18 protein-coding genes are annotated in these 15,669 nt (G+C 39.3%); 10 read left to right on the forward strand and 8 right to left on the reverse strand.

Annotated features, from left to right (window positions below):
• Nucleotides 1–11 precede the first annotated feature (11 nt).
• On the reverse strand, nucleotides 12–395 hold the full coding sequence (locus J2S11_RS06055; RefSeq protein ID WP_307392310.1) for a winged helix-turn-helix transcriptional regulator: 384 nt from the start codon (nucleotides 393–395) through the stop codon (nucleotides 12–14).
• Nucleotides 396–605: 210 nt separating this feature from the next.
• Here J2S11_RS06055 and J2S11_RS06060 point away from each other — a divergent pair, with 210 nt between their 5' ends.
• From J2S11_RS06060 to J2S11_RS06070, 3 genes are all read left to right on the forward strand, one after another.
• Nucleotides 606–1,181, forward strand: coding sequence for an NAD(P)H oxidoreductase (locus tag J2S11_RS06060; RefSeq protein WP_307392313.1), 576 nt, complete (start codon nucleotides 606–608; stop codon nucleotides 1,179–1,181).
• Between the two features lie 179 nt (nucleotides 1,182–1,360).
• The gene (locus J2S11_RS06065) at nucleotides 1,361–1,786 is read left to right on the forward strand and encodes a MarR family winged helix-turn-helix transcriptional regulator (RefSeq protein WP_307392316.1); all 426 of its coding nucleotides are present in this window, start codon (nucleotides 1,361–1,363) and stop codon (nucleotides 1,784–1,786) included.
• A 77-nt stretch (nucleotides 1,787–1,863) separates the two neighbouring features.
• On the forward strand, nucleotides 1,864–2,631 hold the full coding sequence (locus tag J2S11_RS06070) for an SDR family NAD(P)-dependent oxidoreductase (protein WP_307392319.1): 768 nt from the start codon (nucleotides 1,864–1,866) through the stop codon (nucleotides 2,629–2,631).
• Nucleotides 2,632–2,791: 160 nt separating this feature from the next.
• Here J2S11_RS06070 and J2S11_RS06075 read toward each other — a convergent pair whose 3' ends face one another.
• The 4 genes from J2S11_RS06075 to J2S11_RS06090 all read right to left on the reverse strand — a co-directional run bounded on the left by J2S11_RS06075 (nucleotide 2,792) and on the right by J2S11_RS06090 (nucleotide 6,452).
• Nucleotides 2,792–3,421 carry a TetR/AcrR family transcriptional regulator gene (locus tag J2S11_RS06075; protein ID WP_307392322.1) on the reverse strand — a complete coding sequence of 210 codons (630 nt, stop codon included), beginning with the start codon at nucleotides 3,419–3,421 and terminating at the stop codon, nucleotides 2,792–2,794.
• Nucleotides 3,422–3,432: 11 nt separating this feature from the next.
• On the reverse strand, nucleotides 3,433–4,902 hold the full coding sequence (locus tag J2S11_RS06080; protein WP_307392324.1) for an FAD-dependent oxidoreductase: 1,470 nt from the start codon (nucleotides 4,900–4,902) through the stop codon (nucleotides 3,433–3,435).
• Nucleotides 4,899–5,330 (reverse strand): hypothetical protein, encoded by a 432-nt coding sequence (locus tag J2S11_RS06085; RefSeq protein WP_307392327.1) that lies wholly within the window; start codon nucleotides 5,328–5,330, stop codon nucleotides 4,899–4,901. Before J2S11_RS06085 ends, J2S11_RS06080 begins: the two co-directional genes overlap by 4 nt.
• Before the next feature lie 297 nt (nucleotides 5,331–5,627).
• The gene (locus J2S11_RS06090; protein ID WP_307392330.1) at nucleotides 5,628–6,452 is read right to left on the reverse strand and encodes a helix-turn-helix domain-containing protein; all 825 of its coding nucleotides are present in this window, start codon (nucleotides 6,450–6,452) and stop codon (nucleotides 5,628–5,630) included.
• A 162-nt stretch (nucleotides 6,453–6,614) separates the two neighbouring features.
• Here J2S11_RS06090 and J2S11_RS06095 point away from each other — a divergent pair, with 162 nt between their 5' ends.
• The 3 genes from J2S11_RS06095 (at nucleotide 6,615) to cuyB (ending at nucleotide 10,522) form a co-directional block, all read left to right on the forward strand.
• The gene (locus tag J2S11_RS06095) at nucleotides 6,615–7,127 is read left to right on the forward strand and encodes a VOC family protein (protein WP_307392334.1); all 513 of its coding nucleotides are present in this window, start codon (nucleotides 6,615–6,617) and stop codon (nucleotides 7,125–7,127) included.
• Between the two features lie 110 nt (nucleotides 7,128–7,237).
• Complete coding sequence (locus J2S11_RS06100; protein WP_307392337.1) at nucleotides 7,238–9,796, forward strand: YheC/YheD family protein; 2,559 nt, start codon at nucleotides 7,238–7,240, stop codon at nucleotides 9,794–9,796.
• Between the two features lie 27 nt (nucleotides 9,797–9,823).
• Nucleotides 9,824–10,522, forward strand: a complete 699-nt coding sequence (gene cuyB, locus J2S11_RS06105) for a cysteate racemase (RefSeq protein WP_307392339.1) — start codon at nucleotides 9,824–9,826, stop codon at nucleotides 10,520–10,522.
• A 276-nt stretch (nucleotides 10,523–10,798) separates the two neighbouring features.
• Here the strand turns inward: cuyB and J2S11_RS06110 are convergent, their stop codons facing one another.
• Nucleotides 10,799–11,320, reverse strand: a complete 522-nt coding sequence (locus J2S11_RS06110) for an HXXEE domain-containing protein (protein WP_307392342.1) — start codon at nucleotides 11,318–11,320, stop codon at nucleotides 10,799–10,801.
• 63 nt (nucleotides 11,321–11,383) lie between these two features.
• Complete coding sequence (locus J2S11_RS06115) at nucleotides 11,384–11,971, reverse strand: TetR/AcrR family transcriptional regulator (protein WP_307392344.1); 588 nt, start codon at nucleotides 11,969–11,971, stop codon at nucleotides 11,384–11,386.
• A 143-nt stretch (nucleotides 11,972–12,114) separates the two neighbouring features.
• Here J2S11_RS06115 and J2S11_RS06120 point away from each other — a divergent pair, with 143 nt between their 5' ends.
• The 4 genes from J2S11_RS06120 to J2S11_RS06135 all read left to right on the forward strand — a co-directional run bounded on the left by J2S11_RS06120 (nucleotide 12,115) and on the right by J2S11_RS06135 (nucleotide 14,277).
• Nucleotides 12,115–12,285, forward strand: coding sequence for a hypothetical protein (locus J2S11_RS06120; protein ID WP_307392347.1), 171 nt, complete (start codon nucleotides 12,115–12,117; stop codon nucleotides 12,283–12,285).
• 159 nt (nucleotides 12,286–12,444) lie between these two features.
• A complete protein-coding gene (locus tag J2S11_RS06125) occupies nucleotides 12,445–13,101 on the forward strand; it encodes a TetR/AcrR family transcriptional regulator (protein WP_307392350.1) in 657 nt (218 codons plus the stop codon).
• 85 nt (nucleotides 13,102–13,186) lie between these two features.
• Complete coding sequence (locus J2S11_RS06130) at nucleotides 13,187–13,555, forward strand: DUF4180 domain-containing protein (protein ID WP_307392596.1); 369 nt, start codon at nucleotides 13,187–13,189, stop codon at nucleotides 13,553–13,555.
• 26 nt (nucleotides 13,556–13,581) lie between these two features.
• Nucleotides 13,582–14,277, forward strand: a complete 696-nt coding sequence (locus J2S11_RS06135) for a formylglycine-generating enzyme family protein (protein ID WP_307392354.1) — start codon at nucleotides 13,582–13,584, stop codon at nucleotides 14,275–14,277.
• 137 nt (nucleotides 14,278–14,414) lie between these two features.
• Here the strand turns inward: J2S11_RS06135 and J2S11_RS06140 are convergent, their stop codons facing one another.
• Entirely contained in the window at nucleotides 14,415–15,596 is a 1,182-nt protein-coding gene (locus J2S11_RS06140) for a DUF418 domain-containing protein (protein ID WP_307392356.1), read from the reverse strand.
• Nucleotides 15,597–15,669: the final 73 nt, after the last annotated feature.

A 15,669-nucleotide genomic window follows, 5' to 3' on the forward strand; every position in this document is an offset into this window, starting at 1 on the left:
TGCTGGAACAATCAGTTTTGAGACGCATTGCATTCCTCAAGTACCTTTGATTTATCTCCATGAACCTTATCTAAATGATCTTCTCCCCAATAACATAAACTGTCTAATGCCCCTTTTAATCCCCAGCCGTATGCTGTTAATTCATACTCTACTTTTGGAGGTACCTGTTTATAAATCTTCCTAGTAATGATTCCATCATTCTCTAGCCCTCTCAATTGATTAGTGAGCATTTTTTGAGTGATATTGGGAATTAATCGACGAAGCTCAGATGTTCGTTTCCTTCCAGTCATCAAGTTATAGATGATCAATGGTTTCCACTTTCCTCCAATTACTTCTAGTGTGGCCTCAACTCCAACTTGATATTTCTTTTGAATATCCTTCGTTTCTTTAGTCATTTTAATCCTCCAATATAAAATTTTTTTGAGAGATTATTATTCAACATTCAGTCATATTCTAGGGTACTCCAATGTTCCTATGGAACCTGTATTACCCTATAGAACTTAAAAGTGCGTACTTCCAAATGGTTGTTCTTGCTGTTTATAATAACATTAGTCATTGATCAATAGCTAGATATTTAGCAGCTTGAAAGGTAGTGATAATACAGTATGAAAGTATTAACAGTTGTTTCCCACCCGAGGGAAAATTCCTTGACCTTTGCGGTTACCCGTCGATTTATAGATGGACTTGCAGATGCTGGACATGAATCAGAGATAGTAGATTTGCATCGTATTGGTTTTGATCCTGTATTACGTGAACTAGATGAACCTGATTGGTCAGCTACTGAGCAGCGATATTCTGCTGAAGTGGAAAAGGAAATGAGGCGGATGAAGGAGCATGATGCTTTAGCTTTTATTTTTCCCGTTTGGTGGTGGGGATTGCCAGCTATGTTAAAGGGTTATATAGACCGTGTATGGAACAATGGCTTTGCGTATGGTTCGAATCAACTTCATCATCAGCGTGCTTTATGGATTGGTCTAGCAGCAGCTACTGAAACCCAGTTGAAGAAAAGAAATTATGATGAACTTATCACACATCTCCTCAACGTCGGTGTGGCAGATTATTGTGGGATTTCAAATTCAAAGGTTGAATTCTTGTATGATACCTTGAATTCATCACCTGGGCATTCAGAGTTATTGCTGCAACAAGCTTACAGTATAGGCTTGAATTACGCCAAAGAGTAAGCAGAAAGTAGATTAGTTTGAACACCTAGGAGTCTGGACACATTCATAAAACTAATGCCCGAATACGATTGCACCCGGGCGCTAGTTCTGCAATCGAGACTTTGAATGATCTGTTGACAAAGCAATAAATATCAGCTATCTTATTATTTAGACGGCTAAATAAAAATGGAGGTAGCTTTATGAACGAAGAATATACATATACGACTAGTTTTTTTATTGTACAGCTTGCCAAGCTGCATCGCCAACGTATAAGTGATGAGTTCGCAAAATTAGGTATTTTTGTAGGGCAGGATATGATTCTAAAGCTACTCTGGGAAGAGAATGGTTTAACACAAACTCAAATTATAAATAAATTGAAGGTTGAGCCCCCTACGATTACAAAGATGATTCATCGAATGGAAAAAGCAGGTTTGCTGAGAAGAAAACGCGACTCTCAAGACGCTCGTGTATCTCGTGTCTATTTGACGGAGCAAGGATACCAATTAAAGGAGCCTATTATCCAAGTATGGTCAAGGCTAGATGAAGCACTCATGGAAGGAATTACTGACCAAGAGCAAGCTTCTTTAAACAAAATGTTGAAGCGTCTATTACGAAATATGAGCTAATCTTTTTAATGAGTCAATGTAACAAGGCCTACCTAATTGTTTAGCCGTCTAAATAAATAACTAGGAGTTGTTGGCACATGAACACAGAACTCAAAAATCAGGTAGCATTGGTCACTGGAAGTTCATCTGGAATTGGTAGAGCTGTTGCTGTTGCGTTTGCTCAAGAGAATGCTAAGGTAGCTATTACCTATAAGAGTAATGCAAAAGAAGCTGAAATAACAGCTGACATGGTCAGAAGTGCAGGGGGAGAAGCTTTTATCGTTCGTTATGATTTAAATGATGAGGAATCAATAAAGTCTGCTATTAGCGCTGTTGCTAGTCATTGGGGAACGATTCATATATTAGTTAACAATGCTGTACAGTGGGCATCGAGAGGAGAGGCAACGGGAGCGAGTTTGTTCGAGGACACTCCTTCAGATCAATGGAAAACCATGATTCGTTCTTCAGTGGAGGGTGCTTACTACACGATTCAACAGGTTGTCCCATATATGCGTAAAAATCACTGGGGAAGGATTATTAATGTTTCGTCTACATTGGCAGAGGACGGATTAAGCGGTTCGGGTTCATACTCAGCAGCAAAAGCTGCATTGCATGGTTTGTCCCGTTCGATGGCAGTGGAATTGGGAAGAGTGGGGATTCATACGAATGTTGTCATGCCAGGAATGACTTTAACTGAACGTGCTGAACAGGTTATACCCAAGGGTATTAGGCAGCAAGTAGAGGACCAAACTCCTACTGGTCGATTGAGCAAACCTGAGGATGTGGCATCGTTAATTGTTTATCTAGGTTCGAATGCGAATGGACATGTGAATGGTGAAATAATTCGTGTCTCGGGTGGACTTTAGAGTTATTTGGATAGATAACCGAAAAAAGTCGTTAGGCTAAGTAGGAGGAAGGATATCTATAGTACTAACCTCATAGCTACAAAGCATTCAAAGAACTATACGCACACTCTAATTAGGAGTGTGCGTATTTTCTGTTACAGGATAACGGGTGTTCGTTTTTTTATTTTCGAGAACCAGCTACAATCCGCATCAGCATATCCGCATCTGGCATTTGATGATCATTGTCAATAGGCATATTAAACGTCATTATTGCTGAAAGCATAGTCAGTAAAGCAGAGATTAGTTGGCGGATATCACCTTGTGCAAATTCGCCCGCTTGCTGTCCTTCTTCAAACAAGGGAAGCAGCAGATCGATATGACGCTTCACAGAAAATTGCTGTAGGAGTTGGTTCACTTCCTTGGGAACGTCGTCAGCGGTGTGGGCATGATGTATCAGCATAAATGGGTATTGTGCATCCTTATTTTCCATAACATATGAGATAAAATGATGCACTTTTTCAAAAGGGGAACCGGGGAGCTGGTATATCATCTCGATTCCCTGAGTTGATTCCAAGACTGCTTGCTGGATAAGTGTAGTGAATAGCTCTTCCTTGGATTCGAAAAAGCGATAAAGCTGCCCAGCGCTTAGTCCCGCTTCCTCGGCAATCATGCTCATCTTAGCTCCGTTTAATCCACGGAGAGCAAAAACTTTGAATGCAGCATCTACTATTTGTTTTCTGCGCGATTCTCTTCTTTTGATTAATTGTTCTTCAGTTAAGGGTGTCACTCTTTTCACACTCTTTTCATTCAAATATCACTTTCCTACATAAGTTGATCCATGGAAGCAAATGACGCGTTTTCGAACGAAGGGAAGTGTTGATTTAGTCGTTCTTCCAACGGTTGATCAGATTCCCGGACCCATTCATCGAACCATTGTTTATCCTCTTCGCTACCACCTGCGGTAAGTAGCGATGTAATCATTTGTGAATTGAACAGTTCGCTCGGAGACAGAAATAGAGAGTTAACCAGCCAATACAATCCATATATTTCGTAATTGGCTTGCTCCGTTGACTGCTTCAAGACGAAATCCATGTACTTCTGAGCAAATTTCAACCCTTTTATTGGCTCCTCACCAGGATACTCTACTCCTGGCCAGCGCAGATCAGCTACGGCATTTAACCACCATGCGGCTTCAATGTTATCCTGCATTTGCTGGAGGAATCGAAGCTCAAAGTCTGGCTCAGGTTGGTTCAACTGATTTCTAAGAGAGGTCTCTAATGCTTCTGCTTCAATAGCCGCTATAGTCATTCCCTGACCAAATACAGGATCAAGCTGGCAAAAGGCGTCTCCCATGACCAACAGGCCAGCCGGCCAGCGATGCATCTGTTCATAATGCTGCCTTGACAATTCCTCTACTCGGTAACCACGTGGATTTCCTAAGGGCTCAAGCCCTTGTAGTGCTACGGCAAATAAGGGACTCGCCAACTGGGCAACCTCTTGTTCGAATTGTTCTGGATTGATCGAAGGATAGCGGCTTCCTAGATTCCAGATTACCATTTCTACAGTGTTGTTTTCAATAAGTGAAAGTACTCCTGTAGTCGAAGCTTTTACAGGATCACCTTCCATGCGTATAACATTTAATTCTCCCGTTCGATCAGAAGGGATGCGATAGCGGCGAGTGCTATAACCAAGAGATATTTTTAATGTCTCTGCCTTTGGTACGTCATAACCGAGTTCAGTAAGCCAATTGGACATTTTGGAGAACCGTCCACTAGTATCTAAGACAAGATCAGCCATTATCGTATGCTGCTTTCGTTCACCTGAGCTACGCTCCATGAGTTCAACACCAGTGATCGCTGAACGGTCTTCCGTTGAAAGAAGTTGAATGACCTCATTCAAGCCAAGGAAACGAATCTGTGCTATAGTCCGAATTCTTTCGCGCAATACCCATTCAAGCAAAGCTCTGCTGTAGACAGCATCTTTATTCTGACCTGGCATAACCATTGTTCCGTAAGGATTGATCAAATGAGTGGTTTTCCCCAGAGTAGGAGCTGCTCCATATTTTAATAAGTCATCAATATAGCCTGGAAAAAGCCGTTCCAAGATCAAGCTTCCACGAGGAGTAAGTCGATGGGGCTGAAAGGCTTGTGGTGTACCAGGTCGGTTCTCCGGCTGATCCGGAAAGGCGTCTTTATCAACAATTACTACCTCTTGATAAAACTCGGACAAGACTTTTGCGGCAAAGAGGCCTGCAATCCCTCCACCAATAACAATGACGCGTTCTGTTTTCATTTTGATATCCCTCCAAAATTAGATGATGAGGATTGCTTTTCTATAATCGACTTTAAGTTCTGTAAATCCTCCTTAACAACTTCAATCATTTGTTTATAATCTTCATCTGGCATTCCGTCATGCTGAAAGACCGTCATAAAAACCTCGCTATGTGCTCCGTTTGGTAGGATACGCATCGCATCAAACTCTGTTTCGGAGGATGTGGATACGAAATGGTCGATTATTCCCAAATCGTTTCGCTTTGTGGTTCTTACCTTCATGGAACCGTGTGTGGTCTCCATGATCCAATCTCCATTTTCTTGCCGGATTGATTGGCAAAGGCCAACCCAGGTCGGAAAATTCTCTAGGTTGAAAGTAAACTCATACACTTCATTTGAGTCGCATTCAATAAAAACACTTACGGTTGTAGCATGAGAAAAGGAATTCATGTGTTAATTCTCCTTTGAAAGTATTTAAGAATGAACTGTTCATTCTTAAATTAAACCATAAATTATTATAATGTCAACTTCTTTTTGTAATTGCGTTATGCTGTACTATTGATTTTGAATAGTGGTTGAAAGGAAAGTATACAGATTAAGTCTTCTCGTAGACCTTTACTTTGAGAAGATTGAGGGGAAAAAAGCCGATGAACATGAGATCATCAGCGTACGGGAGATTTTATGAAATTTGTGATAAACACTAGGCTGTTTCAAGTTATTCGAAAGGTGCAGAGGAAGTGTGGTTTCTTATTGAGTGTCCAAATGTTGTCTGTAAGTATTTGGGGACTGACCAATAACAGCCTTAAAATCTTTAATAAAATGGGCTTGATCGAAATAGCCAAGCTGTACCGCTATTTCTGCCCATTGCAGGGATTCGTCTCTTTCCAGCCGTTCCGCTGCTTCCTGCAGCCGAAACCGTTTGATAACCCATTTTGGAGTGACACCGATGTATTTACGAAAAAGGCGCTGCAACTGACGAATGGATAATCCAGTTCGGGTGCTCAGTTGTTCTACTTTAATGATCGTTCTGTCGTTCAATGTTTCTTGCACGATGGCTGTGGATAGTTCTGCCTGTAGATCAGATTCCGGTAATCTTTCTAACAAAACGTTTTCTGCTACCGTAGCCATTGCGGCATCACTACCAGCGTCCAGTATAGCATCAAGCCAAGCTTCTCCTTCTTGACCGAACACCCTCGAAGCTCCAATAGTTGTTCCTGTCAGTAATGAAACATCCTGTAACCAAAACGGATAAAATCCACCAGCATGAAACTTGATGCCGAGCACATGTCCTACACCGCTTAATTCGCGAACAAACGGCTTCCTTGGAATGCCGTACACTAGTGCTCGGCGCCCTTCTTCATCCTGCTCAAAAGCAAGATGCACGTTCGGATAGGACAAAACCTTCTGGGTATATGGTGACTCATCCTGCAAATTGAAACGAATGACCCAATAATGCTCGACGAAAGGTTTTAACGTTGAATCTGGTTCAAAGCGAGACAGCGTAAACTTCTCTTTTCCAGCAGCTGCACGTAAGATTCCACGCGTTGATGAGCTATTCATATCCTTCACCATACACACCCTCCTTAAGAAAGCTTGTACGTCGCCTTTTTACAATACGTAATAAATGGAAGACTCTATAATGAAATCTATCAGATAGAAGAACACTTTACAATATGAAGACCAAATGTGGTTGATACGTGTGTAGCAACCTACTTACAAATTGGAGGTATAAAAATGGCTAATCAAAATAATTATGCAGGGATTACAGGAGACTTCACCAAAAATGGTACACCTAACAGTCACACTGCTATTACACCGTTTATCGCTGTGAGCAATCCAACTGAGGCGATTGCCTTTTATGAAAAGGTATTTGAGGCAAAGACTAAAAGTGTGACAGAGTTTGATTACGAAGGAAATAAAATTATCGTGCATGCGGATATCGATTTTGGCAACGGCTTTTTACAGTTGGGAGCGGCAAACCCTGATTATGGACTGGTATTACCACCAGGCGAAGGGAACGCATGTTATTCCCTGAGCATCTACGTAGCTGATGTAGATAAAACATTTGCTTTGGCTGTGGCTAACGGAGCATCAGTAAGAGAGCCAATTACAAATTTTGTTTCGGGTGATCGCTTTTGCAGTATTCTTGATCCTTGTGGAATAAGGTGGTCGATTATGTCACGTATCGAAGATATTTCAGAGGAGGAAAGCTATCGCAGAGTTGCAGAATGGAGTAAGAGCCAGTAAAGAATGCTCTGTTTTTATTTTCAGTACGTGTCTATACACGCCTATCTACAAGTAAGCCTAAGTCGCATATTTTTGTACTAAATGATATAGAAAATCCCGCTTTTCAGGTATTGAAAGCGGTTTTTTTATGCTTACTACTTATAAAATTTGTGATGACAAGACAAGCGCCTCATTTCCATGATTTAGACAAGAAACTAACTCAAAAAAGTTGTAACACCATAAAATATACAAATCAAGCTAAATTGGAGGCCATAATTATGTCACAAAGAAAGGTGCCTATTATTGCCATTACGGGTAGCACGGGCAAAAGCACTACCAAGGAGATGACCGACTCGATCCTTCGCCAGCGGTTGTCCATTCTTAAAACACCTGGGAATAAAAATCTGCCCCTTCATATCAAGAAAACAATGAGTGGCTTAACTCCAAAACACAAAGCCGTCCTTCTAGAGGTTGGTATGGGAAGAAAAGGCGCTGGACATAGGGCATGCAGGTATATGAAGCCGGATTATGTGGTCTATACCAACATAGGATCAGCACATATTGGGAATCTAGGGAACAGCGTTCAAGATATCGCCACTAATAAATCAGTGTTAATGAAGTATATGAATAAGGGTGGGATTGTACTGCTAAATCAAGACGATCCCCATTCAAATATGCTTGATCTCAACTTACACAAAGGGAAATTTTTAAAGGTAGGTATTCATAATGAGGCAGATTTTCGAGCAACTGATGTAAAAAGCTACGAAGATGGAATCGAATTCACCCTAAAAACGAAAGTTCATTCAATTCATTTTAAAATACCTATTTACGGGTTTCATAATGTTTATAATGCTTTGTTTGCTATCGCTTTGGCTAGGCAATTTCGTTTTTCATATGAAGATATTAAGGCTGGTTTGGAAAAATTTAAACCCCCAATTAAAAGAATGAGAGCTTATAAGTTGGCAAACAACTCCCTACTTCTGGACGATTCCGTTAACGCAAATCCAGAATCTGTGGTAGCAGCTATAAACGTTCTTAACGAGAAGAGGGGGAGGAAAAAAGCAATTGTTGTATTGGGAAGTATGCTGGAATTAGGTGAAATGACGGAAAAAGCTCACAGGGAGATGGGTACTTATTTAGCAAGCAATAAAATTGATGTTATTTACACGTATGGTCGAGAAACCTTAAAGCTAAAAGAAAGTGCCCTTGCTGCAGGGTTTATAAAGGAAAAGATACATTGTTTCAATGACAGACACGAGCTTCATAAAGCTTTAATGAAAGCGGATATGACAAATAGCGTGATATTAATAAAAGGATCTGCTGGTACCAAAATGGGACTAACTGCGGAATTAATTAGGCAACACCACAGCTGTCGTATTCAAATTCATGATGATCAAAGTTCAGAGGAAGTTCAGATGCATCCGGTTACTTTTACTAGTCTATGTCTATCCTCTAAGCTTATGATACATTTTGGATCATTCTCAAAGAAAATAAATGTAAACCAAAATGAAGGAATTCCTCTAGATACCATTCGTATTCCAAAGAAATTAACCAAAGAAATAACAATCCCTGATTTAGAATATGAAACTCGCTTGCAGGGCAATCATTTGCATATAGGTCCGGTTATTGGTCTTGCTGTTCTACCACTATACATTAACGATCCTGAAAAACAAAATATTCGTTTTGCCGGTAAGAAGTTTAAAGGACTCATCTATATGTTTAGACCAAGATCTGATCATAGACATAGCAAAGTCATTCAGGGTTACTACTATGACCCAAAAAAGAAAACATTTATTGAAGGAACTTTTCCGTTTCCATCTGCTATATTTAATCGAGTCATGCTTAAGCCTACGTTACATCGCATTTATTCAAAGAAAATCGGTCACAAAATTTTTAATTATCCCTACAGCAATACAGACAAATGGACTTTTTGGTCCATCCTTTCAAAAAATAAATCGATCAAAAAATATTTGCCTAAAACGGTTAAGTATACGGGTGTCTCCTCTGCTTTAAAGATGGTCAAAAAACACAGAGATGTTTATGTTAAACCCAGAAATATGGCTGGTGGTAGCGGTATCCTCGTTCTACGAAAGTCGAATAAAAGAGTTACACTCTATAATCAAAAAGGTAAAAAATGGGATGTGCATTCAAGTTCACACTTGAAATCTTTGCTCAAGAAAATAATGATTAAGGGTAAATCATATATCGTTCAGGAATCCATTTTTTCTGACTATGAAAAAGGAAAAATTGATTTTAGAGCATACGTTCAAAAAGATTCTACAGGGAATTGGACATTCACTGGATTGGAAACAAAGGTGGGTAAATCAGGAAGTATTATCTCTAATTCAAAAAATAGGCAAGAGATTATGCCTGGAGAAAAAGCTCTTCAAACTATTTTTCGATTGAACGAGCAAGAATCAAAAAGAAAAATCAATGGAATCAGTACATTAGGAATTAAAATCATGAAGTTGATGGAACCTCATCATAAGCTGTTGGGGGATGCAGCTATCGATTTTGTCATTGATCCACAATTAAGAATTAGAATACTAGAGGTGCAATTAAATTATGCGGCAGAAATAAAACAAAACAGAACAGAAGACGAACGTCAAATCCTACCTTCTATTTTATTTACTCCATTTGAGTATGCCACATACTTGGCTGGTTTTTCCTCGATGCCTCTTGAAGAATAATTTGATAAAAGGTAGGCGGTACGCTCTATGAGTAAAGTGGTAGGTATCTTGGGAGGAATGGGACCGTATGCGACAATGGATTTTGTTCACAAAATATTAATTAATACACCTGCGAAGGTGGATCAGGATCACCTTCGCCTCCTTCTGTATAATAACCCCAAAATTCCTTCAAGAATGGAGGCATTTCAACCGGGTAAAGAAAGTCCTGTAAAGGAATTGATCCATACGGCAAAGGCTTTGGAAAAGGGAGGAGCAGATTTTATCATGATGCCCTGCCACTCTGCCCATTATTGGATAGAGGAAATCAGACAAGCGATTTCAATCCCATTTTTTAGCATGGTTGAATGTGTAGCAGAATTCTTCCTTTCTGAACAGAACGCAGATAAGGAGGTATTGTTATTAGCCACAGAAACCACCATTCAAAGTGGACAATATCAATCCATTTTTGTTAACCTTCCTTTATCCCTCTTCATACCTAAGTCGTCAGAGCAGAAAAAAATAAATGATGGGATTCGTTTGATCAAAGCGAACCCTTATCAAACAGAGATGGTTGTAAATGATTTGAACGAGATACTCTTGAAATATAAAAATATGGGCGTTCGCCAAGTGATAGGAGGCTGTACAGAAATTCCTTTGATTCGTTCCCAGCTGGATCAAGATATTCAATTTATCGATCCCACACTATTGCTTGCTCTTAAAGCGATAAAAATAGCAGCTGAGAGATGATAGTGTTCCAAGACAATGAGAGAAAAGTTTAGTTCACTATCCAATTGATTAATATATGTGTATGTGCAGGAGTTTTATGATCCTGCGTTGTTTAATAATCATTTCTAACATATAAGCAACCATTGCAACAACTTACTATCCTTGATGTTAATTTTGCTCCTTTAGATCTTTGAAGAAATCATAAAGCTCATGTCCAGTTCTTTTTTATAATCAACAATGAAATTCTCGTCATATGGAACCCAGCACATTAAACGTTCAGATAAGTAACTTTGTTTCCTATATTGTGCAATTTTTCCTCCATACTTCTCCAATGCTATGACTTAAAAATAACAATGGGATAAACAAAAGGGCCACAAGCAGAGTTAAGCCAATCGTACTAGCATCTATTAGGTTTTCTTTCTGCATGACATTAAAAAGAATTAAATTGTAGGGCAGTATAATGAAGATACTAGTCCAAAGACCGGGAACATATCTTCTAAGAAAAAGAGCTTGTAAAGGATGAGTGATGATATTGAGAGCAAAAAATAAATTAGCACCTAGAAATAGAAAATAAAGCTCTGTTGTTAAAGAAAGAGGCAAAAGCACTGAAATCGGAACAAATAAGACAAACACGGCCATTGTAAACTGTCCTGCGGTCATTGTTTTAGCTTCATTCATTTGTTGCTGAACGAAGGTAGGCATTTGATCTTTTACAGCAGGATATACTCTTTTAAACCAATGCTCTATCGTAAAAATCTCTTCAAAGTTATGAAGCATAAAAACGATTAAAAACATCCATATCCAAAATTGAAAATCCATTAGCTTTCCTCCCTTGCTGATGTGGTGATAAGCAACGTGCTCTTCTAAGTTAGTTATTGTGAATTAGTTACTTTTTGTTAATACTCCGTGACAGATAATTCCCGCTAGTGAACGTCCCAGATCCGCAGCAGAGTAGCCAGTCTCGCCGTCTAAACTGTAACGATCAACGATTCGTTCAATGGAAGCAACCAGTAGTTCTGCAAGCAATTCTGTGTCAACTTCTGTCCTAATGATCCCTAATGCTTGGTTTTCCTTCATGTTTTCACGGATTTGGTTTATTATTCTACCACGGAGTTCCTCACCCTGATCTCCTATTTGAAACACGATTTTAGTCACATTTTTATTGGCACCAAATAATTGAAATAATCCGATATAGGAGTGCATGAGGTTTCCTTCTACTTCTGTTAAAGGGTTTTCTCTGATTTGAACACCAACATCAGCAAAATGAGCAAGCTGCTGTTCAAAGGTTAGCAGGATTTCATCAAGAATGTCCTTTTTGCTCTTAAAGTATAGATAAAAGGCAGCCTGTGTGAGTCCAGCCAGAGCAACGATTTGACTTACAGTTGTCCCGTGAAAACCTTGAGTAGCAAACAAGTGTTCAGCAGAAGAAAGTATTTTTTCTCTACTAACTTCACCTTTTCTTTTGGACATAGATAACCCCTCCTTTTAAATGTAACTAATTAATTAGTTAGTTATATATCAATGAGATTTAATATACATGAATCATGAATTAAAAGTCAAGAGATACAAAGAGAATGTGTAGAATTTGAGACGGTTCCGTACAGAAGTTGTAGTTGGGAGTGGTTGAGAGGCTACTATTTTTTGATTGGATGTTTCCTTTAGGAGGGTGGGGTCTATCAGGCGTTATTTTTCATTCGATCGGTGGGCGATTTTCGCTAGTTCCTGTTCGCTTTATCGCTGAAGCTCTTGGAGCAAAAGATCAAATGATCGAAAGAGGACAATAGTATCTACATTGAGAACAGTAATAAGGTTTATTGGATACAGATTAAGAAATTGGCATGTAACCACACCAGTCTGGGTGTGGTTTTTTGTTTGACAAAAGGAAAGGCATAGCGTACACTTTTTTTATTCTGACCATTCAGTATAAAAAAAGAGGTGGGAAGATGCCGAAAATAGGAATGGAACCAAAGCGCAGAGCAGACGTGATCAACGCTACGTTAACCTGTATCAGTAAATATGGTATGGATGGTATGACTTTGGATAAGGTTGCTGAGTATGCGCATTGTTCAAAGGGAGTTGTTCTTTACTATTTTAAAAATAAGGATAATCTTACATATGAAGCGTTTAAGGCTTTCCTGGGCTATTATGGCCTCAAGATAGAATCAGAAATTGAAAAAACAATGTCAGCTGGAGAAATGATTGACGTTACTTTAAAACACATATTACCGCTATATAGTGATGATTCGGATAAAGAAATAAATGTTTCCCAATTGGATGGCATTGAAGCAATGTTTATTCCGTATGATGATCAAGGAAAGCTCTTTTTGCAATTCTTCTCAAAAGCTGTATTAGATCACAAGCTACAGGAGATCGTATCTAAGAGCTACTTAGCTGATCTTCAAGGTATAGCGAAGATTTTTGATTATGGCAATATCACGGGAAATATGACTGTAGATGATTCTAAAAGCGCAGCCTATGGCTTGCTTGCCATGGTCATAGGGTTAAGCTTCTTTCGTGTAGCGAAAATCCCTCCAATTAATGGTGAAGATAATAGATACATCATTGAAGACTATGTCAGAAAACTAAGTGAGAGAAAATAATAGAGAGCTGTCCAAGTAAGAGGTATGCAAATAGTATTCCTAAATAGCAGGAAATTTTAAAAGTATAGGAGTTGTTGTGGGAATGTTGGATATTAAGAAGGTTGAAGTAAGTGGGGTAAATATAGCCATTGTCAAAAATACAGAGACAATTGTAGAGCATGTTCAGTCAGCATTAGATCTTATGGCAACGGTACAGTATGAAGCAGACAGTAATCTCATGGTTCTAAACAAAACTGTTCTAAGCTCCCTTTTCTTCGAATTAAAAACAGGTATTGCCGGGGAAATTCTGCAAAAGTTTATTAATTATCGGGTAAAGGTTGCTATTGTTGGGGATTTCTCAATGTACCAAAGTAATGCTCTGAAAGATTTCATCTATGAATGCAATAATGGACAGGATATATTCTTTGTACCTGATGAGCAGGAAGCGATTGAAAGGTTGAGCAGGGCAAGGTAAAGTAGTTGAATTTGGGAGGAAGATACGTGTCACAATTAGAAGATTACTATACTAAGGATAAGTTGGTGAAGATTCCTGCTGGTGAGATTGAAATGAGGGATGATCGGATAAAAACCACATGGAAGGTAACGTTGGATTCCTTCTTACTTTCGCCAGTTCCAGTTACGAATGAGTTATACTATTCAATCATTCAAAAGACTAATATACCTAATTATGAATCTCAAGCTCCGGTTGTTGATGTCTCATGGAATGATGCGATTCTCTTTTGTAATTTGCTCTCACAGTACTCAGGACTAAAGGAATGTTATTCGGTAAGTACTGATAGTGAGAGTGTTGTTTGTAATTGGGAAGCAAATGGCTATCGCCTTCCTACAGAAGCGGAATGGCAATATGCGTGTAAAGCAGGGACTAATGGATATCGGTACGGCGAGCTTAATGAAATAGCTTGGTATCAAGCAAACTCTGATAGCAGGGTACATGAGGTAGGTCAAAAGCTACCAAATGAGTGGGGGCTTTACGATATGTTAGGTAATGTCTGGGAGTGGTGCTGGGATAAATACGATGCTGAGGTGTACGGCTCTTATAGAATATTCCGTGGAGGGAGCTGGGCGGAGGAGGCTAGGGGCTGTGGGGCGACGTGCCGGAGGCGCAGTCATCCTACGTTTCGAATTGAAGATCTAGGTTTTCGTATTGCCAGAACACTTAAGGAAGAAAGTAAATAAGAATGCGTTTATTTAAAGAGAAGGGAGGTTCGACTGGTTGACTCTAAGCTACTAGTCGAACCTCTTCTATTATTAAAAATATTATGTTTTGTTAGTCTCTATTTACTATACGAGATTACCACTTATCTTGAAGGTAATCATTTGCGATAAATCAATCTGCGCAGTAAAGCATCTGCAGGCCCTGGCCACTTCCTATTTTCTAGCCATGAGGCCAATAGGACTCCAGATATCCATATTAGTATGGCTAGAATAAATACTCCTGTAGCATCGAACTCGCTTCCAAGACCAAATGCTACTGGGGAAAGGAGCACAACAAGCAGGGCCTCCTGATACAAATAAAATGTGAGGGATCTTTTCCCCACTGCGGATAAGAACCAAGCTGTTTTAGGTATTTTATTACGGGCGTTTATACTGATTAACGCTATAATCGCTGTATAAGCAAAACCACCCGCTAGACCTGTAATAATATGCAAAATGACCGATAAACTTAATACTTCTAAAGAAGGTTCCCATAGTTGCACACTTACTAAAGCAAGAGGAAATCCTCCAACTACTGATATCATTAATCCCCATATAGCAATGCGCTTCAAGGTTTGCCGAAATCGGTATGGCTGGTCTAGCCATTGTTTGCCTGCTACCCAGACACCTATTAAGATCGCCAAAAGCATTGGATACATGGACAACTGAACAAGGATAACAAAAGGAAATGCCATAGTATGTTCGATGACTAAGCCGAAGTAGGTGTGTTCTGCAGTTAATCCTACCTGCATACTAGCTCCTCCACTAGTCATGATAAGCATAAACCAGGAAACAGGGATAATAATGAAGTATGCCACACCTACAATAATAAGTGTACGCAATTGAATTTTCCCCGAGCTAAACAATAACCAGCTAATTAGCAAACCAGAAAAGCCATATAAGCCAAGGATGTCTGCTCCACCTATAAATACAAAATGAATAAACCCAAATAATAGTAAGAACCAAGAGCGACGTCTTAGGGATTTCTTTATTAATTCTTCAGCAACCCCTTTTTCCGTACGTTTTTTGACCATAAAGGCTAACCCATAACCAAAAAGGGCTGCAAACATTGGAAAAGAACGACTATCTACGAATAGTACTCCAATAAAATTGACAATATGATCAATTAAGCTCTCACCAAATGGTCGACTTATAATCCCTGGTCCTGCTGTATACAAATAGAAGGGAGCGTGGGCAATAACTATGAGTAGTAACATGAATCCACGCCCTAAATCTGGGGCTAGATTCCTATCAGTGTCGTTCAGTTTTAAAGGTGAATTCAATTTCTCCTTTTTAGTCAATGAATGACCTCCTTAAATTATTTGACTGCACCTGCTTGAACGGCTTTCTAAGATTTCTTATGCTTATACTGTT

This window comes from Bacillus horti (assembly GCF_030813115.1).
Taxonomy (GTDB): domain Bacteria; phylum Bacillota; class Bacilli; order Caldalkalibacillales; family JCM-10596; genus Bacillus_CH; species Bacillus_CH horti.